Genomic DNA, 20,720 nt, shown 5'->3' on the forward strand with positions numbered 1-20,720 from the left:
CTTTCTATAATCAAGTAAGAACGCATGAAGTCAGCTTTTTCGCAAACGACTGGAAGTCTATGAGCCTTGCCTTGGGATCCGCAGTAGAACAGCTAAAACTGCTCCGCGATAAAGTAATTTCTCCTATGGAACTCGCAGAAGAGCATATTCACCGCATTGAACGTCTCAACCCGATGTTAAACGCAATTATCGACTTTGATCCAGATAAGGTGCGTGCGCAAGCCAGGCATGTTAAGAGCGGGATGCTCTCCGGCTTGCCAATAACGATAAAGTCGTCAATCTCGGTTGCCGGCCATCTTTGTGAAACCGGCAGTATGTTATGGCGCGGCAGACGTGCTGATACTGATGCCGTTGCTGTTGCGAGACTTCGCGCTGAAGGCGCAATCATCCTGGGCACAACGAACTGCCCAGAGTTCCTGATGGCATACGAGACCGACAATCTGTTATATGGGCGCACGAATAATCCGTGGGATCTCAAACGCACAGCAGGCGGTTCAAGTGGCGGCGAAGCGGCAGCAATCTCCGCTGGCCTCTCCGCCGCGGGTCTAGGCAGCGACAGTGGAGGGTCTGTGCGAGAGCCTGCCCACTTCACAGGAATCTGTTCCCTTAAACCTACTTCAGGACGTGTTTCATCCGTAGGACACCTACCGCCCTGCGTTGGACCTTTTTCGATATTGGGCGCAGTCGGACCAATGGCGCGTTCCGTGCCTGATCTTGAACTGCTTTTTCGGGTACTTTCACAGCCTTACTTTCTTGATTCCGCAAGTACACCGGTAGCATACCGACCAGTGACTCTGGCTGAGGCGAAGCAGTTTAGAATCGGTTACCTGGAAGACGACGGTTTTATAGCCGTGACCCCTGAGACAAGGCAAGCAGTTCAGAACGCCGTCAAGACTTTAAAGCGGGAAGGCTTCAGCGTTGAACCATTTCGCCCAGCCTCTCTGGACGCGGCTAGAAAATTATGGGATATCTTCTTCATGCAATGCGGAGCGATGTTTTACGAGCCAGAGATTGTGGGTAGAAGGTCCGAACTGAGCCCAGTCTTCCGCGACTTCCTTTCTCAGGCCGAAAGCCGGAATCCGCTGACCCCTCAGGCTTTGCTGCAGGCCTGGGCTGAAATGGACCTCGTACGCAATTTATTACTAACTGAAATGAAACAATTTCCTATATTACTTACGCCCGTATGCTCCGTACCAGCAGTCCTTCATGGGGAGCGAAGCTGGACTGTAGAGGGAACCACAGTGAGCTATCTAGATGCAATGCGGTATACACAGTGGTTCAATCTACTAGGTTCGCCGGCGGCAGTGGTTCCAGTTGGAACCTCGGATATTGGACTTCCGATTGGAGTACAGATAGCTGGCATGCCATTTCTGGATGAAGCCGTTCTCGCAGTTGCGTCCGTCATCGATGCCGAATTCGGGTACAAAGAACCCCCAATTGCGCAAGACTCAGTTGCGTGACGTAATGGGTTTCGAGAGTGTGGGCACGTAGTGGAACTGAAATAATTGTGTCCTGTCACCAGTCTGCAGCCGATCATTCCAGTCAAGCTGATAATTCAAGGTCTTATCCGTGTCTGGGTAGTGCTCAGTGTTGGGATACGGGTAGTTGCTCATTGCCTGAAAGGGAATTTCAGCAACGGTAAAGGGTAAAGCCTCGTAAAAGTCCATATCCTTTACAAATCCATCGGCATAAAAAAAGTAATCGCGTTTCCAATGAGGTGGCAGTAGCGGTAAATTCGCATCACTGAACTCAGCATCAATATCTTCGCCGCTTCCGAAGATTACGAACTGATCATCCTTTGCATGCAGCAGGGGTGCGACTGCACCGTAGCGTGTATAGTTCCCTCGCTGCCACTGAAACGGTCCCGTGCTGCTGATTAACTGGTAGTCATAGGTGAGATCTCCAGGAGTTTTTCCATCGATTTGTTTTGGGTAGCCGCGAAATGCTAGCGTCGCAGCTGCGAGCGGCAGCTCAGTCTGTCTTACTTCTGCCGGAGCCTCAACCTCGTTATCCACAAGGATCTCGTCCCAATAGATCTGCAAATTGGTTCGGATGCGTATGCGCCTTACTCCAGGCGGGAGCTTGCCAGTTAGATCAACAACGATTGTTCGAGGTAGCCCCGCCGGAAATCCCATGTCGCTGATGATCATCTTCCACGACCCATCTGCCATCTGAGCCTCCACTGTAGGGGCCTGTGGAGCTTTGCCCGCCTGCCACGCGGCATACATCGAACTCGCGCTGAAGTATTCGATAAAGCCACTCATAAATAGACGCAATGGACGTTCGGCAGACCATTCGCCCAGCTCCAGACTCAGCTCGTGATCCTTGGCGAAACCTGCATAGTCTAAATTCTTAAAGTCGCGCACGTATTCATGATCGCGGTGTGCCAGTAATGGCAATACATCTTCTCCGCTATCACCCCATGCTCCAGCAGGGAGATGACGATGCGATGAAGCAGACACGGCCTTGCCTCCGGAGAAAGGTCTTTCGGTCATGAAGCGCTCATCAGGATAGACCTCTGTCCCCTCTGGATGGTCCACAGCGACCAGGCGCAGTTGATCAATGTAGTTGATCTCTTCCATTGGCTCACCAAAGCGAAGACTCAGCAGTCCTTGACGCGAACGAAGCGACGAGCCATCGACCTTGATCCATTCATCCGAATCACTTTCATTCCGGGTTGTAGGTGAGGTCCAATGACCAACTACTCCCGCTCCGATTACGTCAGTTACGAATTGATATTTTTTCCCGTCCCAAGCAAACAACACCGGACAAGAACTCCCACGACGATCTAGTTCAGTGAGCGCAAGCGGCTTTACAGCAGAAACTTCTAGCTCATCCTGCGGTACTCCGGTAGGCCATAACATGCGAACAATGTCTGCATGTTCTTCCTGTCCCAGTCCAGCAATGATCTCTAAGGAACCTTGTCCGCGATATCCAGAAGATCCAGCTATCTCAAATTTTTGAGAAGAGCCGTTGACAAAAACTTCGACCTTAGTTCCAAGACCTAACTTGTTGTCTGCCAGGCCAGTCAACATAATACGCAGTGAATGATTCTTACTGCCTCCCTCGTTGCGCAGAACAATCGGCATAACATCACCGCGCGCAATTATTAGGTCTGCAGCACCATCTCCATCGATGTCTGTAGCTATAAGTGATTGAGCACCGCTTAAATCCATTTGGCCAACACCGACAGTATCAGTGACATCTTCAAAGCCACGAGAACCCAGGTTCCGAAAGATCCGCAGGCGGGTTCCAGACTGATCTTGAACAATAGCGGCAAGATCCAGCCACCCATCATTATCAATGTCGATCGCAGCTAAACCCCAAGCTCCTACAATGCCGGTAATTGGCAACGGGGTTCGTTCGAACGTCCTCCCCTCTACGTTCTTCCATAGAGTGATGCCAGGAGCGCCAACATGTGTCACCGCGACATCCATCCAACCATCTTTATTGAAATCAAATGCGGTAATACCCCGCGTTGCGCCAAGAGATGGATCGTCGTACAGCGCTACCCGTTTGAACGCGCCTTCACGCTGATTCTCAAACACCGTCGGTGACGGATCCTTCCCGGTGACTAAAAGATCAACCGCCCGGTCATTATTAATATCTGATAGTGTTGCGCCCGATGTCTCTTCGCTGCCTCCGAGCGCAGTTGGAACCGTCCACTCTGTGAAGGTAGAATTTCCATTATTTCGCCAAAGCACACTTGGCGCTGCTCCTGCCTTCGCGGACGATCCAGTTACAAAAAGATCGACGTCCCCGTCGTGATCGAAGTCTACGAAAGCGACGCCAAATGGTTTATTGAGTACTCGAATGCCCAAAGCACTTGTCACGTTCTCAAATTTGCCGTGGCCAAGGTTATGAAAGACTTCAACACGATCCTCAAGTGCGACTGCAAGGTCCGGTAAACCGTCGTTATCGTAGTCACCGACAGCACAGGAAACACCGCGGCCATTGAGCACAAGGCTGGTACCTTTTGAGGCAATCTCCTCTAAGCTTCCCGCACTGTGCACCCGATAAGCACGAAGCGCGTCTTTCCCACTGCCAAGCGAGACAATCGTTTTGTGTCCGTCTCCTTCAAGGTCAAAGATGCAGGCCCCTGCGCCCACTACAGTTGACCCGGTCGTGCTCGCCGCAATAGGTGCGTCCGACGCCGGCACAAACTTTACAGGAATCATCGCCGCAACTGGAGTCGGCGGCGCGAGCATGTCCTGCGCAAGAGCGTAGTGTCCCTGCTCTCCATAGTTGGTACTGAAAAGTATGCCAATCTTATTTTGAGTAATCTGCTGAAAGCGTTGAAGGTGGACGCGCGAGTCAGCGGTGTTACCACTACGCTGGAGTGCGCGCGCCAAGCCGTATTGTGCCGACGCGTGCAGAGGACTCAGTTCTATCGCCTTTTGGAACTCCTCCGTGGCGTGAACATAGTCCTTCAGTGCGAGATCAACAGCAGCGATGTAGTAGTGGGAATCAGCGTCTAAGGGATCGATCTTCGCTGCCCGTTGGAAACTTCCAAGGGCATGTTCCTGATCGCCAGCTTCAAAACGCGCCAGACCGAGACCGTACCATGCTCGTGCATTCAGCGGAGCAGTGGTCGATGCCCCCTCCAACAAGGCATCAGCCTCAGGAAGCCGTCTCAGATAGATCAGCGCCAATCCCTCGTTGAGCACTGGAACGATCGCCGCAGGGTCAGCTTTATGAGCTTTTTCGAAATGAGTCAGCGCCTTGGCCAGGAGTTGTTGGTTCATCAAGGCTACCCCGGTGTTGTTCTCGCGTGCTGCCTCAACCACAGCGGTGTTTGGCTCAGCGCTCCATGCGGGTATGCTTATCAGCAGCGAACATGCGATACATAGGCCAGCCTGGAAAAAAGCGAATGGTTTCACGGTTCTCTTTCTCAATCGCGATCTATCCACGAGGCGATAAAAAAAATCCTTCGTCCGCGAAAACAGGCATACAAGGCCTATCTGATCTCCTAAAGTATACAGACGTAAGGCGTTTCCCTTCGTCTATGCCTTGATGCCGTACATCTCCACGATCAGGATTGCAGTGGTGATGTAATCGTCACGGGAGCCGACGTAAACTGGGGCGACGTTAGTTTTTGAGGTGGCTATGAATCAGTATGTAGAGCGGGTTGTAGATCTCCTTGACCCAGCAACAAACGACCTGCACGATCTCACAACAGATCAGGCCCGCGCCTTGCTCGTCGAGCACGGAACCGAGGCTATGCGGCAGATCGAGGGATCATTCTCACTTGTGGCCCGTTCCGGCAAGATGGTGCGTATGGTTCGGTCGTTGGATCGTCCCATGCGCTACTTTCTGGCGAAGCGCACCGAAGGACCCGTCTTGATCGTTGCCGACCGAATCGACGCAATCCAGGCATGGCTACAGGCTGAGGGTCTCGAAGGCCAATTCCACCCCAGCTATACGCGCATGATCCCGGCACATCACGTAGTTGACCTTCAACTGGTCGGCTGCCCGGATCCCGACCCCATATACACCCGCTTCTTTACGCCTGCTATGGCAACGATGCAGCCAGACACCCAGACGATTGGCGACCGGTACATTCAAACCTTGGCTGACGAAATCTCGATCTGGTTAGACAGAGTTCCGACGAACGAACCACTCGGGGTGTGCTTCTCAGGCGGGATCGACAGTGGGAGCGTCTTCCTGACCGTGTATCACGTCATGAAGACCAGAGGAATGGCCTTGACGCGCCTCAAAGCTTTTGTCCTGGATCTCGGCGACGGCCCCGACCTTCAGCAGGCACAGAGCTTTCTTGAGTCCGTCGACCTCGGTTTGTTTCTGGAGCCGATCCAGGTTGATCCAGCCACAATCGATATCCAGGAAACGATCGGCATCATCGAAGACTATCAATCACTCGATGTGCAGTCCGCATCGATGGCGATCGCGTTGTTGCGAGGAATCCGCAACGAGTATCCAGAGTGGGGCTACCTGCTGGATGGCGACGGCGGCGACGAGAACCTGAAGGACTATCCTATCGATGAGAATCCCGAGCTTACGATTCGTAGCGTCATTCACAACTCCATGCTCTATCAGGAGGGATGGGGCGTCGGTAAAATCAAGCATTCCCTTACCTACAGCGGAGGGCTAAGCCGTTCCTACACGCGAACCTACGGACCCGCGCAGCATTTCAATTTTCGCGGTTTCAGTCCGTACACCCGCCCGAAGGTGATCGCGGTCGCGGAGTCCATCCCCTTCATAACGTTGACCGACCATAACGTCGAACGCTTGTACGAGCTAAAAGGGGAGATCGTCTCGAAGGGCATCGCAAGTCTTACCGGCTTCACAATGCCGGTATTCCCAAAGAGACGCTTTCAACACGGCGCGATCTCCGAACAAGCCATGCACAAGACCCTGCCTATGGCTGAGACGGAATACCGGAAGCAGTTCCTCTCACGTTACCTATGACCCTGCTGCCGCTGCTCTATCCAGAATACGCTGCCGAACGAGACCAATGGATAGTCGCTCACCGCGGCCCTCGAGCAGTGCTCGACCCGCGCAAGCCCTATGCCTTCCTGTCGGAGCAGGAACGTACTGCATCGGGAGAAATTGCTACGATTTCCACCGTATTTCTCACCAATCGTGAATGTCCCTTCCGTTGCCTCATGTGCGATCTCTGGCAGAACACGTTGACCTCGAGAGTTCCCGTTGGTGCCATACCGGAGCAGATCGCCTTCGCGTTGCAAGAGCTTCCGCCCGCAAGTTGCATCAAGCTCTACAACAGCGGCAGCTTCTTCGACACGCAGGCCATTCCTCCTGAGGATTATCCCGCCATAGCAGCACTCGTCCAAGCCTTCGAACGAGTCATCGTTGAGAGTCACCCGGCGCTGATCGGTGATCGATGTCTTCGTTTCCGAGATCTACTCAGCGCAAATCTTGAGGTCGCCCTAGGTCTGGAGACAGTTAATCCCGAAGCAATGCAACATCTTAATAAGCACCTGACACTCGAACAATTCACGGCAGCCGCAGAACGCCTGTTCGAGCAGAAGATTGACCTGCGTGTGTTCATACTCGTCCAGCCCCCGTTTGTTCAAGCTGTTGAAGCTTTGTACTGGGCGCAGCGCTCCATCGACTTCGCGTTTGAGTGCAAGGCTACCGCACTTACCCTCATCCCGACCCGAGGCGGAAACGGCGCCATGGAGTCGTTACGACAGGCCGGATTCTTCACGCCGCCCGACCTACAGACTTTTGAAGCATCCGTCGAATACGGTGTTCGCCAGCGAAAAGGTCGCGTCTTCGCCGACCTTTGGAACATCGAGCAAATAGCATGCTGCGGACACTGCGCCACAGCACGCATTGCACGCCTGCAGGAGATCAATCTCACGCAGACCGTCCCTCCCGGAGTCGAGTGTCTATCGTGCCAGGCATCCGTATGAGCGACATCTACGACGTTGTCATCATAGGATCGGGCTTTGCTGGTTCCCTGTTAGCAATGATTGCAAAGCAAATCGGACGCTCAGTCCTTCTGCTCGAACGTAACGCCCATCCACGCATGATGATTGGCGAGTCCTCAACTCCCCTCTCAAACCTTCTTCTGGAAGAACTCGCAATAACCTACCGCCTGCCCGACCTACTCCCATTTACAAAATGGGGAACTTGGCAGCAGCATCATCCCGAAGTCGGCTGCGGATTGAAGCGGGGCTTCTCCTTCTTTCACCATGATCTCGAAAACGCAGGCAACGAGCCTTCTGACAACGAAATGTTGGTAGCAGCAAGCCCCCATGATCAGATCGCAGACACGCATTGGTATCGTGCAGACTTTGACCACTGGCTCGTAAGTAGTGCACAGCAACACGGCGTAACCTATCTCGATGAAGTCACCCTGCGCCGTTACACAGAAGCCGATGACTACGTTGTGCTATCGGGTGAGCGCAACCAGAAGGACATCCAATTTCGTTGCCGCTTTGTGATCGATGCTACCGGACCGCGCGGCTGCCTTCATCACTTACTCGGGCTCCATGAAGCGGATATGTCTGCCATGCCCGCTACCAAGGCACTCTACAGTCACTTCAGCCATGTTGGCCGGCTGGACGATTTCACCTCGTCGCAGTATCCAGACAGCCCACCGTACCCAATCGATGACGCGGCCGTGCATCACGTCTTTGATGGCGGATGGGTATGGGTATTGCGCTTCAACAATGGCATCACAAGCGCGGGTGTTGCCGCGACAGAGTCTGCAGCTGATCGCCTCGGGCTGCGGGAAGGGGCTGGGGCATGGACGCGGTTGCTTGAGAAAATGCCGACGCTACAACGGCAATTCGCGGAAGCCGTCCCGTTGCACCCATTCACCTACTTACCTCGACTCGCGTTCCGAAGCGGCACCATGACCGGCAAGCGATGGGCCATGCTTCCGTCAGCCGCGGGCTTTGTCGACCCACTTCTGTCTTCCGGCTTTCCTCTGGCGCTGCTCGGGATAAGCCGCTTGGCCAGGATCCTCGATCTCCACTGGAACCAATCTACCTTCGCAGCAGAGCTGCTGGCTTATGAACAGTCAACGGATGGCGAACTCCTCGCCACCTCCCGCCTCATCGGAGCTCTCTATGCCAACATGAACAACTTCGAAGCCTTCCGCGCAATCTCACTTCTGTATTTTGCAGCTGCAAGCTACTCGGAGACCGCTCGTCGCCTGAGCAAGCCCGAGCGGGCTAATTCGTTCCTCATGCATACGGATCCAAAATTCGGCCCAGAGGTGGAGATCCTGCTCCGTCGCGCGGCCAAAGGTGTAACTTACTCTGAGACAAAAGAGTTTGTCAGCGCTGTAAAGAAGGCAATTGAGCCCTTCGACGTTGCGGGACTCTGTGCGTCGCCCAGAAACCATTGGTATCCAGTCAATGCCGAAGATCTTAGACGGGCAGCTTGGAAGGTCGGCGCAACCACCGAGGAGATTGACTCGATGCTCCAAAGCTCAGGCTTCTACGTCTAACTCGTTAGCGGTGGTGAGACCTCACGCCCTCAGTGCTTCTCGTGAGAAACCAGAATGATTGGCTTCGAAGAGACAACCCCGCTTCCCTCCTTAAGCGTTATCTCCTGGTTCGGCTTCACTCCGGTGATTGTCTCTCGTTTACCGCGAGGCCAGATAATGTCGACCGTGACAACCTTGCCGTCGAGGGGTTTGCCAAGTCCAAAGGTCAACGGCAACTCGCTCTGTGAAAGATAGCTTGATCCGCTCTTTACCATCGCCGACATCCGGCTTCCATTCGTCATGCGGACCGAGACCTTGGCTCCAATACCGTCCCGATTCGACCTCACCCCTACCGTCTTCACCCGCAACATGTCATTCTGATTGCCATTGTCATTGCGCAGGAGTCTTGCCGGTCCACCCGACGCTGTAATCAGAAGGTCCAGATCGCCATCGTTATCGAAGTCAAGATAAGCAGCTCCGCGACCTACAACGGCCTGCCGGAGAGCAGGGCCGACTTTCATGGATACATCCTCAAAGTGACCAGCGCCGCGATTGCGAAACAGCAGCGAAGGTTCGGCATATTTGACGGTGGGTTGAGTTACGCTCACGTCGTCGGCTACATGGCCGTTGGCTGCAAAAATATCGAGCAAGCCGTCCAGATCGTAGTCAAAGAAGAAGGCGCTGAAGGTAAGCGAACTTGCCGAAGGAGCACTGATTCCCGATGTCGCCGACATATCCGTAAACAGACCGGAACCATCGTTGCTGTAAAGGGCAAGACTCTCGTTCGTGAAGTTGCCGATCAACAAACTTTGGCGGCCAGAACCGTTGTAGTCGCCAGCATCAGCACCCATGCCAGCTCTGGGCTTCCCTGCATCGCTGAACGCCACCCCCGCGGAGAACGAACTCTCCGTAAAGGTTCCATTGTGATTATTGCGATAGAGCTTATTGGGCTGCGTGTCATTGGCAACAAACAGATCCATCCAGCCGTCTTCATCGAAATCCAGCAACGCGATTCCAAGAGATTTGCTAGAAGCATCGGCAAGACCAGCCTTCTTGGTTACATCTTCAAAAGCACCATTTCCGAGATTATGGAACAAGCTTCCACTTTGGCCCTTGTAGGCCTCGGGCGTGCAATACGATTTGTGCTTTCCATCCAGCGAACAGTTCTGATCTGTAGCAACCGACCAGTCCACATAATGCGATACGAAGAGATCTAGTTTGCCATCATTATCGAAATCGAACCACGCAGCCCCCGTAGCAAAGCCAGCGCTGCTCACACCTGCCTTCGCCGTTGCATCAGTAAACTTCCCCTCGCCAAGATTATGGAACAAGTGGCTACCGTCGAGTGCCGTAATGTAGATGTCGTCACGGCCATCGTTATCGTAGTCGCCCACCGCACAGCCTAAGCCGTACATCTCCACATCCAGGCCCGAACCGTGCGTGACATCCTTGAACGTACCATCCTGGTTGTTGTGGTAGAGCGCCGCTGTCGTCCTACCAACCTTGTGCTCCGGCCAATCCTTCGACTGCACGAAGACAACATCCTGCCAACCATCATTGTCGTAATCGATCACGCAAACGCCGCTCCCCATAGTTTCTGGCAGATACTTTTTCCCGAAGGCTCCATTGTTATGTTTGAAGTGAATACCCACAGCAGCCGTAACATCAGTAAACCGAATCGGCCCGGATGGTCGTATATCCTCGGCGGCCACCTCGTGGACATTAGCAGTTTGCGAACTTTGATCTACTTGGACAGAAGCAGGACGCGAAATTGTCTCTGGCGACTTCGCTTTACATCCCCACAAAAGCAATGCTGCCAGGAGCGAGACACCGTAGACACAAATCGTTCGAAACAAAATCAAGAGCTCCTGGTTTTCTTTGTGGGCTAAAGGCCTGAAGGAATACTCGTCAGCACCGGTGATGTCGGATGAGTACGCGAATCGCGGCGTGAATTAAGCCATAGCTCGGTCAATACTGCGATCGGTCCCACGATGAAGAGTGCGTACAACGGAGCGTAGATACTCTGGTTTAGCCGAAGCCCCATCTCCACAGCCGCCACCAGAAACGCAACCAGGCACTGCCCCCGAACCGAACGAACCGTTGTCTTCGGATCAGTAATCATGAAGAAGATGAAGAGTTGATACTCGGGCCCGGTCACGGGAGCGATCTCCGACAGCAAAGGATCACCGACAATCCAGGACCGGATCAACGCAAACGCAAGGAATGATGTCACATACACTGCACAAATATGAAAACGCTTCAGCCGCCAGATGATGACCGAGCCCAGCGACCAGATCACAAGCATCGCCCAAAGGCTGTTTCCCCACTGGATGCTTAGAGCCGTTACCGACTCCGCAGCAAAGAACAGCATGATGCAGATGCCGAAATTCGAGGGATTCCAGATATGCCGATTTTTCAAACGAACAACATACTTTGAAGTAATCGCGATGGCCGCACATAGCGCATACGGCCAGAAGGCCGGAGACCGCAACAGGATGCCAACGCTGATTCCGCTGATGTAAGCACTCGCAAGATGCGGCCACTTTCCCGTCATCGTTCGCCCGAGACTCAACTCGCAAACAATACTGCAGCCAATGGCCAGTAGCGTCTTCTTCCAGCTCTCAAGAATGCCAAACGAGAAATGGCCCACCAGCAGGATCATCGTAATGAAGATCGGCGGAATAAAACGATTCTCCATCGTTAGATAGCGCCGCGCCCACGAGTCCGGTGTCGCAGGAGTGAGCGGAACAACGACCGTTTGCGTACTCATGAGGGCTCCTTTACCTCGGAGATCCGATCCACAGGAAGGTTCTTCAGCGTCTGGAGTTTACCAGATGGCCAGCGCACGACGATCTCATCAATTGCCGTTGTTTTGCCAAGGCCAAAATGGAGGCGCCGATCATTCTCAGACGCGAAGCCGCTGCCACCGGCAATCTGTTGTATCTGTTGCTGCCCATTCCACTTGACCGTAACCTGCGCGCCGATCGCGCTGCGGTTGCTCTTCGTGCCTTCCAGCGAGAGTCCAATCCAGTGGTTTTCAGGACTAACCGTGTTCTTATAGAGCAACAAACGGCCTCGCTGGTTCGCCACAATCACATCGACAGCGCCGTTATTCCAAAGATCAGCCATCGCCACAGCTCGGCCATCCTCGGTATCTGTCACGCCAGCCATCTGCGCCACGTCAACAAACTTTCCTGCGCCATCGTTCAGCCACACGCGCTTGGATTGATACCCCGAAAGACTACGGCCCTCCATAGCCGGCCAGTCCTTAGCGTCACCAATAATCGCTGCATTACCGCCTGCCACCTTCGAGTAGTCATACCAATAGTCGCGCTTTCGATCGAGAGAAACGTATCCATTCGTCAGATAAAGGTCGAGCGCACCATCATTATTCAAATCACCGAACTGGGCGCCGAAGCTCCAACCACCTAACTCCACGCCCATATCCCGAGCAAGATTCTCATACTTGATTTGCTCACCCGACGTTCCTTCCTTCGGAACCCAAAGGTTGTTGCCTTGGATCAGCACGCCATCCTCAGAGATATTCGACACATAGATTGACATTCTCCCCTGGTTGAAGACGTCGCCAAAGGCAACATTCATCCCACTCTTCGGAGAGAATCCAACCCCGGCTTTTTCTCCTGCCTCGTGGAAGCGCTTGCCGTCGTTCATGTATAGCTCCGACACGCCGTAGTCATTTGCCACGAACAAATCAGGATGCCCTGTTCCTCGCAGGTCACCAGCAGCCGAGGCAAGCGACCAACGGCGGCTATCGATGCCAACCTTGGCGCTGACCTCCTCAAACCGCCCGTTCCCTAAATTGTGGAAGAGATACTTACGGCCCCCATTCTTGGCATATTCGAAGCTGTCCGGCATCATGCGTGTATTCGCCAGATGCCATAGGTCGACATTCTCCGGGTAGTATCCGCCAACGAACAGATCGACCAAACCATCACCGTCATAATCAAACCACACAGCCGTGTTGGCATTGATCCACTGCGGAAGACGCATGTCGTCGCTTACCCGCCGAAAGCCATGCCCCTGCTCATTGTGAAAGAGCTCCGGCCGACCCCACTTGATGAGGAAGAGATCCTCGTAACCGTCGTTATCGTAATCACCCCAGACACCACCCATGGACACACCCGTCCCCGCCTGGTTGACATCCGCCACTCCCAACTCAGTTGCCACATCTTTAAATGTCCCATCATGGAGATTCTTATAAAGATGATTCTGGCTCCCAATCGCACTGTTCGTTACATAAAGATCGGGCCACCCATCACGGTCGAAATCGACTACCGAGACCGATGCACCCATGGAAGCAACCTGCGGCATAATGTGCGCCAACTTTGCGTCGAGTTCAGGTGCCTGGTGCGTGAAATCAATCCCAGCCGCATGGGAAACCTCTTCGAAATAGAAACCATGACGCGCCAACGCAGTCCGTCCATCGAACTTCGATGAAATGACAGCTCTCGCCGCCCTTTGCTTCATAAGGAACGGGACAGCCAGCAGGCAGGCAAAAACGATCGCCAGTGGTATGCGAAGTAATGTGCCGCGCTTCATTGGCTCCCACCATCCACCAGTGCATCCCGAAAAGCGCTGCCGTCGACATATCGCGTCTGGTACGTCATCCAGTCCTGCTTGTGGTGCTGATACATCCAGTCATTCTCCAGACTAGTAGGTGGTCCATCATAGTTTTTGCGAGTGTGATGTGGGTACGGCAGCACGTTTTGCGAATAGGCCGAGTTGTAGTCACCATCCTTGATCCAGCCATCCCCAGCCAATACATAGTCACGCACCCACCCAACCGGAGGTGCATCAGAAGCCGCGAACCGCAGCGACATCTCGTCACCCGCATTCATGATCACGTAGCTATCGTCAGTCTTTTCCAGAAGAGGCCGTACGTCTCCGAAGCGCGTGTAGAACCCGGCAAGGTCGCGCCAGATTCTGGAGGTACTCGCAAGATGGTCATAGTTCGGAAGCTCAGGCGATGAGGCATTGGCCTGACGAACAGCCGAGAATCCACGATAGTGAAGATCCGCAACTGCAGGTGCTGCACGATTGATCTTCAGCGGTGTATCCGGCAGGCCCTTCGCCCATTCGATCGAATCCCAGTAGACCTCTAAATTGGTGCGAAGGCGCAGCCGATGCGAGGCACCACGCTGGAAGACACCGCTGAGGTCGATCATGCAAATTTTCTTCCGACCCGCCGGAAAGCCGAGATTAGACCGGACGACACGCCAGCCGCCATGCTCATCCGGCACCTCCATGCTCAACCAGTGTGGTCGCTCGTGCTTACCCTGATCCATCGCCACATTCACGGTGGAGTCCGACGGGTGCAGCCAGCCCTTCGCGATTAGCCACAGCGGAACGCCTTCCGGAACATGCTCGCCAAGATCGACTTCAACGTAGTGATCCCGAGTCACGCCCTGATACTGCCCTCGGCCAAACGTGTCAAGGTACTTGCCATCGAGCTTCCGCAGCGTGTCCGTCACATCGGCGCCATGGTCATCGATCGCCCGTGCAATCGGCTGCGGCTCGCCAACCGCCGTGATCGCCAGCTTCACCGCGGGAACGTCATAACGCTCATCCGTAAACACTTCGGTGCCGATCGGATGATCGACCGTCATCAAGGCAAGCGAGTCATAGAAGTAGGTCTCCCATAGCTCGCCCGTCACGCGCAGATCATAAAATCCATCTCGCGCCTTCAACTCATCACCACTGATCTTGTACCACTCCTCGGTGGCCGCAATATCCGCAGTTCCAAGCGCGTTGATGCGTAGGCCAATTGCCGATCCCCACGGCACGGAGTCCTTCACAAAGGACATCTTCTTTCCATCCCATGCAAACAGGAACGGGCATGATCCTTTCAGCCTCTGCTCCGTCACGATCTCCTGATCGGCCTTCAAACCAAACTCCGCGCGAACCGATCCGTTCGGCCAGACGATTCGTGCAACATCAACTTCCTTCTGTGTGCCAAGCCCGAAATGAAGCGCCGGTCCCGTCATCGGCTGCTTTTGCACCAGCAGTCCAGAGCGAATCTCGATCTCTCCACCAATCCCGAAAGGATTGATGCGCTGATCCCCGGTCGCCTGTCGCGCACGAGGACGAATCGTCTGCCAGTGATAGTCCTTCGTCCCATGATTTCGTGCGACCGTAGCGGCTCCGTCAGGATTCAACCCAAGTAAATCGAGACGACCATTCCCCTGCACATCCACCGCATCGAACACCTCAGCCGGCACCTGCAAAGTATCGGCACCATGAAAGGCTCCGGTTTCGTCCTGCAGCCACACCACAGCGCCCTTCGCACCAGCCCCGGGCGCAACCGACAACACCATCAGATCCACAGCACCGTTGTTATCGACATCTCCAGCCCGCAACCGGATCTCTCCTCTCGGCAGTGACGACGCTCCTGCAAGCTCTCGCTGTGTCCATGCGCCATTCGTTTCCTGGTACGAAAGCTCGAGTAACTTACCATCATCGCTCACCACATTGAGCCGCAGAAAGCTGTTGACATTCGTGCTGCTCACCGCAACCGCTCTCACTCCCGTCAGCGAATCCGGCAACTTGGCCTCAATAAACCTGCCGACACGCTGGTTCGCAAATACGCGCAGCCGCCCGGATCCATCGATCAGCGCAACATCCGGGCTTCCGTCACCGTTCAAATCAGCCCAGACAAACTGCCGAATGCCCGACACTCCAGCAAAGGGATGGATCGGTGTGAACGTCCCATCGCCGTTGTTCTGCAGCACCGTTGGCGCTCCCACCTTCGTGCCCAGCACAACATCCAGATCGCCATCGGCTTCCACATCAATCGCCCACGCCCCCGTATATGCCGCACTGGGTACGTTCGCCGGAAGCTTCATCGCAGCCGTTACATCGACGAAACTGGTCGCGCTCTCCTGCTTGAGGAGGCGCATACCGCCGCCCCCGGCAAACAGCAGGTCCGTCTTGAAGTCATAGTTGAAGTCGAACGCCAGCACGCCCTCGGGAGAAGGTCCGACCCCGGACGCACCCCCGGGAAACGGAAGGTCCACCCCGTTCGCAAGATGCACATGATGACCATCGCAAGCAGCAACAACCGGTGCATCCGCTCCATTCAATGCAAGCGCTCCGACCCAATCCCACTTGCCCGCTCCCATACCCTGGACGGGCTCGCTCGAATAGCTCATCGCCGCATCCATCGGAGCAGGGCGTGAAGGCGGATTCTGCATCAGCAGAAAGCGAGTCACAGGTTCCGTCTCTTCGCCCGGCTGCGCAGCAATCTTGGCCAGACTTGCTCGAAAGCTCGGCTCACGCATCAGCACATTGCGCAGAAACGTAGAACGCGTCGCCGCCGCTCGTGGCTCTGGACCGGCAGCGGAAGCCTGCAACGCTGCAAGCTGCTGCTTCACCTCCGGCGACCAACCCTCAGACCGTTTCACAATCCGCTCAATCGCCGCATGGAGCGTAACGGCATCACCTCGCTTTGCCGAGACCCTGCACAGGTCCACCAATGCCGCCATGTTCTCCGGATCGACACTCAGAATCTGCTGCAGCAGATCTTCGACTTCGGCGTCACTATTTGTGTCGCCCTGCCGTTCGACTTCAGTAGCCAGCCGGTAGACCGCTCGAAGGTTCTTCGGATTCTGGCGGACTGCCTCGCGAAGATCACCGATTGCTGCCGTCGAATCACCGCGTCCACTCTCCAGGATCCCTAACAGGTAGTCGATCCTGTCGTCGTTCGGTGCAAGTTGGTGCGCTCGCTTCAAACGCTCCGCCGCACCCTCGAAGTTCCGCTGCCGCAACGCGAGCACGCCCCAGTTGATCCACACCGCGGGCTCGCCAGGTACAAGGTCCGCTGCCCGCGAGAGATCCGTCTCAGCACGAACGTCGTCACCAACCTGCAAACCCGCCAGCCCGGTATAAAAGGCAGATACAAACTTGGTGTAGGTCTTGGAGTCCGTTGCAGGCAGGTGGTCACGCGACCTGCACCCGCTAAAGGCCACGCCGCAGCAGGAGAGGATCAGTAGCTCCCGAAGCCGCCCCTGGAGTGAGAGCCCGTCATGCCAACGCCGGCCACCTGAAGGGGCCGAAGGTAGACCCGTGATAGGCCGAGCGACTGATCGTTTCATACTTCTAACATCCTAGCTCGTAAACCCAATATCCCCCGGGCGCAGCGTCCGGCGCCCACAAGACGATCTAATCCGATGGTCCAATCTTCATGCGCCCGATTGCCCTTTGCAACCGCCTTTGGTTGGACCCCTATCTCCACCCTTCGGGCGATAGCTTGCATCCTGTAGCATCACTATGATCACAAAGACTTCAGGCAAACTCTGAACGCGGGTCCATTGCGCCTGAGGTTCTTAGCGAGCAGGGCATTCTAGAAGATATGTAGTACCAAAGAGGCATTCCGACTTGGCTTCAAAAGAGACTACTGCGTCGACGAGCCCAGACATCCTGGTATGGCTTCGGCCCATCCTGCTCATTGCCTTCCTGCTCGGAATCTGGCAGATCCTGATCATGCGCCATCCGGGCGGACTGCTCCCGGGACCCTGGGGCGTAGTCGGCGGCATTATCGACCTGATCCGTCACGGGCTGCTGCTCAAATATATTGTCGCCTCCCTCTTTCGCGTCACCTGGGGCTTTGGATTGGCCGCCGTTCTGGCTATCCCGCTTGGCATGGTGATCGGGTGGTATGGCCGTGCAGAGATGGCGCTCAACCCCATCATCCAGATTCTGCGACCGATCTCGCCCCTGGCCTGGATACCAATCGCGATCCTCTGGTTCGGTGTCGGTGATGTCTCTGCAATCTTCCTCATCTTTCTCGCCTGCTTCTTTCCTCTCCTCCTGACGGCGATGAATGCTGTCCGAGGAGTTCCGGCCGTCTACATCAACGCCGGCAGAAACTTCGGCCTGAAACCAGTCCAGCTCTTTACACAAGTCCTCTATCCCGCAGCCGTACCGCAACTCATCGTCGGCCTGCGAATCACCCTCGGCATCGCGTGGCTCGTCGTCGTCGCCGCAGAGATGATCGCCGTCAACTCAGGGCTCGGCTTCCTCATCGTCGATGCCCGAAACGCTGGAAATCGCTACGACCTTGTCGTCGCAGGAATGGTCATCATCGGCGTCATCGGTCTCCTGCTTGACGTCGGCATCAGATCCCTCGAACGGGTCAAATCGTTCCGGTGGAGCTACTCGGAGGACTAATTGGTAGCAGCAGAAAGCATCTCTACAGCGACGACAGCTACACTGCAGGTCCAGAACGTCGCCATGGTCTTCAACCGGGACGGCAAGCAGACCCGTGTTCTCGATAACATCAGCCTCGACGTTGCCGACGGCGAGTTCCTCTGCATCCTCGGCCCGTCAGGCTGCGGAAAATCCACGCTCCTCAACATCATGGCTGGCTTTCTTTCACCTACCAGCGGCACCGTCCTTGCAAGTGGCAATACAGTGCATGGCCCCGACCCGCGCCGCATCTTCGTCTTTCAGGAACGCGGCGTCTTCCCGTGGCTCACGGTAGAAGGCAACATCGGCTTCGGCCTCTCCGGCCTGGCCCGCAAGGAGCAAAGCCAACGCATCGCTCATTACGTCGAACTGGTCGGTCTCAAGGGCTTCGAAAACTCCTACCCCTCCGATCTCTCCGGCGGTATGAAGCAACGCCTCGAAGTCGCCCGCGCCCTTGCCGTAAACCCCGACATGCTTCTGCTCGACGAGCCATTCGGCGCTCTTGACTCCATCACGAGACTCACTATGCGCAAGGAACTCCTCCGCATCTGGCGCGCCGAGCGCAAGACCATCATCTTCGTCACCCACGACATTGACGAAGCCGTCCAGCTTGCCGACCGCGTCGTCGTCATGAGCGATCGTCCAGCAACCATCCAGCAGATCGTCACCATCGACATTGTTCATCCCCGCGACATCAGCTCGGCCCGCTATCTCGAGCTGCGTGACGGCATCTTCCAGCAGATCGGACTGGCTCACCACGTATGAACTCTCTAGCCACTCCCGCCCGTTGGGAACGGGCTTTCTGGCCTGTACTTTCGCTCCTGACCTTCGTGGCACTCTGGCAGCTCTGCGTTCTATGGTCGGGTACCAGGATCTTCCCCTCGCCTCTCAATGTTGAGAAGGGTCTGGTCGAGCTACTGCACAAGCATGTTCTCTGGAACGACATCGTCGACTCTCTCCGCCGCGTCGCCATTGGCTTTGGCTGTGCCGCGCTCGTTGGGATTCCGCTCGGCCTCGTCCTCGGCTGGTACCCCGCCATCAACCAGGTCATCAATCCCGTCATCCAGATCCTGCGGCCGATCAGCCCGCTCGCCTGGATTCCCGTCACGATCCTCCTCTTCGGCATCGGCGACCATGCGGCCACAGCGCTCATCTTTCTAGGAGCGCTGTTTCCCATCACGGTCGCCTGTGTAGCCGGTGTCGCCAACGTTCCCTCCGTATATCGCCGCGCCGGTCGCAACTTTGGCCTCAATCCCTTCCAGCTACTCACCCGTGTTGTCTTCCCCGCAGCCCTCCCGCAGATCATCGTTGGTCTCCGCATCGCTCTCGGTATCGCCTGGCTCGTCGTCGTCGCAGCGGAGATGGTCGCCGTAGATTCCGGCCTCGGCTACCTCGTCATCGACTCACGCAACTCCGGCAAACATTACGATCTGGCCGTAGCGGCCATGCTTCTCATCGGCATCATCGGCCTCCTGCTCGACCTCCTCTTTCGCTCGGCAGAGCGTCTCAAATCCGTTCGCTGGGGATTCCGCCATGACGCTTAGAACCAGGGTCATCGTCTACGCCGCACTGTGGATCACGATCATCTCAGCCCTGCACGCCTCTCTCAATGTGAACTGGTCGGCAGTCCTCAACGAGTACCAGCCGCTCGCCAAACGCAAGGTCACCGTCGCCTACATCCCCGTCACCTGCCAGCTCACCTGTCCCGTCACCGACTACATCTCCAAGGTCTCCGATAAAGGCGAAATCTTCCTACCCCGCATGTTCCAGGGCTTCCCCGAGATCAAGGAAGCCCTCATCTCCGGCAAGGTGCAAGCCGCCTTCATCGTGGCTCCCCTCGCCATCGCCCTCGCCTCGCAGGATGTTCCCATCAAGGTCGTCTATCTCGGCCACCGCTACGGCAGCGCCATGGTCGTTCGCAAGAACGGTCCGGTCAAGACCTTCGCCGATCTTCGCGGCCGCACCATCGCCATCCCCAGCCGCTTCTCCGATGAGCGACTCATCGTCTTCCGCGCCATGAAGATCTGGGGACTCAAGCCCACAGACATCAAGATGGTCGAGATGGCGCCGCCCGACGTCGCCGGAGCCTTGGCCGCGGGTGCCATCGACGGCTTCATCATGGGCGAACCCTTTCCCTCGCAGGCCGAGATCGGCGGCTACGGCCGTGTCCTCTTTCAGGCACGCGACTATTGGCCCGACTACATGTCCTGCATCCTCGTCGTCCGGCAGGACCTCATCGACAAACGTCCGGAGGTCGTCCAGGCGCTCGTCGACGGCATCGCCCGTTCTGGCCTGTGGCTCGACCAGAGCAAGCCCCACCGTGAAGATGCCGCCGACTTTGTAGGCCGCTACTACTACAATCAGAAACCGGCGCTGCTTCGCTGGGCCCTTACCAAACCCATGGACCGCGTCACCTACAGCCCCCTCGCCCCGCGCAAGGCAGACTTTGACCTCGTCCGCGACCTGATGATCGAGACAGGCGTTCTGAAAAAGCACATGGAGTTCAGCGACTACACCGACGTTCGCTTCTCCGACGGCGCAGTTCACCAGGCTCCCTGGCAGTTCGAACCAGGTATCGCATCCGCAAATTAGCTTT

General features: G+C 55.7%; 13 protein-coding genes. 8 read left to right on the top strand and 5 right to left on the bottom strand.

Annotated elements, in window-relative coordinates:
- Window positions 1–59 precede the first annotated feature (59 nt).
- Complete coding sequence (locus tag OHL20_RS20545; protein WP_263385172.1) at window positions 60–1,460, top strand: amidase; 1,401 nt, start codon at window positions 60–62, stop codon at window positions 1,458–1,460.
- Here the strand turns inward: OHL20_RS20545 and OHL20_RS20550 are convergent.
- A complete protein-coding gene (locus tag OHL20_RS20550; protein WP_263385173.1) occupies window positions 1,449–4,880 on the bottom strand; it encodes an FG-GAP-like repeat-containing protein in 3,432 nt (1,143 codons plus the stop codon). The genes OHL20_RS20545 and OHL20_RS20550 overlap by 12 nt on opposite strands.
- Before the next feature lie 226 nt (window positions 4,881–5,106).
- Here OHL20_RS20550 and OHL20_RS20555 point away from each other — a divergent pair, with 226 nt between their 5' ends.
- The 3 genes from OHL20_RS20555 to OHL20_RS20565 are packed head-to-tail and all read left to right on the top strand — an operon-like array spanning window position 5,107 to window position 8,941.
- Window positions 5,107–6,426, top strand: coding sequence for an asparagine synthase-related protein (locus tag OHL20_RS20555; RefSeq protein WP_263385174.1), 1,320 nt, complete (start codon window positions 5,107–5,109; stop codon window positions 6,424–6,426).
- On the top strand, window positions 6,423–7,394 hold the full coding sequence (locus OHL20_RS20560; protein ID WP_263385175.1) for a radical SAM protein: 972 nt from the start codon (window positions 6,423–6,425) through the stop codon (window positions 7,392–7,394). The genes OHL20_RS20555 and OHL20_RS20560 overlap by 4 nt, the downstream gene beginning before the upstream one ends.
- Window positions 7,367–8,941, top strand: coding sequence for an NAD(P)/FAD-dependent oxidoreductase (locus OHL20_RS20565; protein WP_263385176.1), 1,575 nt, complete (start codon window positions 7,367–7,369; stop codon window positions 8,939–8,941). Before OHL20_RS20560 ends, OHL20_RS20565 begins: the two co-directional genes overlap by 28 nt.
- A gap of 29 nt (window positions 8,942–8,970) precedes the next feature.
- On the opposite strand, the gene OHL20_RS20570 is transcribed toward OHL20_RS20565, so the two are convergent.
- From OHL20_RS20570 to OHL20_RS20585, 4 genes are all read right to left on the bottom strand, one after another.
- Window positions 8,971–10,494: a CRTAC1 family protein gene (locus OHL20_RS20570; RefSeq protein WP_263385177.1), complete on the bottom strand. Its 1,524-nt coding sequence runs from the start codon at window positions 10,492–10,494 to the stop codon at window positions 8,971–8,973.
- Window positions 10,495–10,805: 311 nt separating this feature from the next.
- Window positions 10,806–11,690 (bottom strand): hypothetical protein, encoded by an 885-nt coding sequence (locus OHL20_RS20575; RefSeq protein ID WP_263385178.1) that lies wholly within the window; start codon window positions 11,688–11,690, stop codon window positions 10,806–10,808.
- Window positions 11,687–13,480 carry a CRTAC1 family protein gene (locus OHL20_RS20580; protein ID WP_263385179.1) on the bottom strand — a complete coding sequence of 598 codons (1,794 nt, stop codon included), beginning with the start codon at window positions 13,478–13,480 and terminating at the stop codon, window positions 11,687–11,689. The genes OHL20_RS20575 and OHL20_RS20580 overlap by 4 nt, the downstream gene beginning before the upstream one ends.
- A complete protein-coding gene (locus OHL20_RS20585) occupies window positions 13,477–17,031 on the bottom strand; it encodes an FG-GAP-like repeat-containing protein (protein ID WP_263385180.1) in 3,555 nt (1,184 codons plus the stop codon). Before OHL20_RS20585 ends, OHL20_RS20580 begins: the two co-directional genes overlap by 4 nt.
- Window positions 17,032–17,314: 283 nt before the next feature.
- Here OHL20_RS20585 and OHL20_RS20590 point away from each other — a divergent pair, with 283 nt between their 5' ends.
- Genes OHL20_RS20590 through OHL20_RS20605 form a run of 4 tightly spaced genes read left to right on the top strand, consistent with a single transcriptional unit; the run spans window position 17,315 to window position 20,716 of the window.
- A complete protein-coding gene (locus OHL20_RS20590; protein WP_263385181.1) occupies window positions 17,315–18,106 on the top strand; it encodes an ABC transporter permease in 792 nt (263 codons plus the stop codon).
- The gene (locus OHL20_RS20595; RefSeq protein WP_263385182.1) at window positions 18,107–18,889 is read left to right on the top strand and encodes an ABC transporter ATP-binding protein; all 783 of its coding nucleotides are present in this window, start codon (window positions 18,107–18,109) and stop codon (window positions 18,887–18,889) included.
- Window positions 18,886–19,668: an ABC transporter permease gene (locus OHL20_RS20600; protein ID WP_263385183.1), complete on the top strand. Its 783-nt coding sequence runs from the start codon at window positions 18,886–18,888 to the stop codon at window positions 19,666–19,668. The genes OHL20_RS20595 and OHL20_RS20600 overlap by 4 nt, the downstream gene beginning before the upstream one ends.
- A complete protein-coding gene (locus OHL20_RS20605; protein WP_263385184.1) occupies window positions 19,658–20,716 on the top strand; it encodes an ABC transporter substrate-binding protein in 1,059 nt (352 codons plus the stop codon). The genes OHL20_RS20600 and OHL20_RS20605 overlap by 11 nt, the downstream gene beginning before the upstream one ends.
- The last annotated feature ends 4 nt before the right edge of the window (window positions 20,717–20,720 follow it).

This window comes from Granulicella arctica, from assembly GCF_025685605.1.
GTDB lineage: Bacteria > Acidobacteriota > Terriglobia > Terriglobales > Acidobacteriaceae > Edaphobacter > Edaphobacter arcticus.

Bases quoted from the DNA above. Each gene is read 5' to 3' on its own strand.
- OHL20_RS20555 (WP_263385174.1), top strand. From the start codon at position 5,107: ATGAATCAGTATGTAGAGCGGGTTGTAGATCTCCTTGACCCAGCAACA.
- OHL20_RS20600 (WP_263385183.1), top strand. From the start codon at position 18,886: ATGAACTCTCTAGCCACTCCCGCCCGTTGGGAACGGGCTTTCTGGCCT.
- OHL20_RS20545 (WP_263385172.1), top strand. From the start codon at position 60: ATGAGCCTTGCCTTGGGATCCGCAGTAGAACAGCTAAAACTGCTCCGC.
- OHL20_RS20580 (WP_263385179.1), bottom strand. From the start codon at position 13,480: ATGAAGCGCGGCACATTACTTCGCATACCACTGGCGATCGTTTTTGCC.
- OHL20_RS20585 (WP_263385180.1), bottom strand. From the start codon at position 17,031: ATGAAACGATCAGTCGCTCGGCCTATCACGGGTCTACCTTCGGCCCCT.
- OHL20_RS20605 (WP_263385184.1), top strand. From the start codon at position 19,658: ATGACGCTTAGAACCAGGGTCATCGTCTACGCCGCACTGTGGATCACG.
- OHL20_RS20575 (WP_263385178.1), bottom strand. From the start codon at position 11,690: ATGAGTACGCAAACGGTCGTTGTTCCGCTCACTCCTGCGACACCGGAC.
- OHL20_RS20560 (WP_263385175.1), top strand. From the start codon at position 6,423: ATGACCCTGCTGCCGCTGCTCTATCCAGAATACGCTGCCGAACGAGAC.